The organism is Streptomyces sp. AC627_RSS907, from assembly GCF_019049165.1.
Map to the genome: position 1 here is coordinate 1 of NZ_JAGMUE010000801.1, position 787 is coordinate 787.

Sequence of the window (787 nt, forward strand, 5' to 3'; positions counted from 1 at the left end):
GACCGGCCGGGGACCGCCGGCCTCGGGTTGCCGGCCGACCCGGTGATCGTGGCGACCGGTGGCGCGCGCGGCCTGACCGCCCACCTCGTGCACGAGATCGTCGCCGCCGGCGCGCCCCGCTCCGTATGGCTGATCGGCACCGGCCCCGAGCCCGACCCGGGCGACGTGGAACTGGCCGCGCTGCCCAAGGTGGAGGCGGTACGCCGCCTCATGCCACGCCACCCCGGCGAGAACCTGGCCGCCCTGGGCAGGCGTTACGAACGCGCCGTGCAACAGGCCGAACGGGCCGGAACGCTGCGCGCGTTGACGGAGGCGTGCGGCCCGGACCGGGTGCACTACCGGCAGTGCGACGTGCTGGACGCCACGGCGGTGGACCGCGTGATCGGCGAGGTGCTCGCCCGCGAGGGCCGCGTCGACGTGCTGCTGCACGGCGCGGGGCTCGCCCGCAGCGCCGCGCTGGAGCGCAAGCGGCTCGCCGACTTCCGCACCGTGCGCGACGTCAAGGTCCGTGGCTACGCCCACCTGCGGGCCGCCCTGCGCGGCCACCGGCCCGCGCTGTGGTGCTCGCTCAGCTCCATCTCCGCCTTCACCGGACTGCGCGGGGAGCCGGACTACGGCGCGGCCAACGAGTTCCTGCTGCTCGCCGCGGCCCAGGCCCGCGCCGACGGCCGGGACGAGGTCGCGTTGGTCTCCGGCCTGTGGGTGGAGTCGGGGATGGCGTCGGCCGACACGCCGGGCGGCGCGTTCCTGGCCCGACAGGCCGAGATCGGGCAACTCACCGACGCCC

1 protein-coding gene is annotated in these 787 nt (G+C 76.6%); it reads left to right on the plus strand.

The features are described from left to right. On the plus strand, positions 1–787 hold a 787-nt coding region (locus KUM32_RS38715; RefSeq protein WP_217146480.1), incomplete at both ends, for an SDR family NAD(P)-dependent oxidoreductase.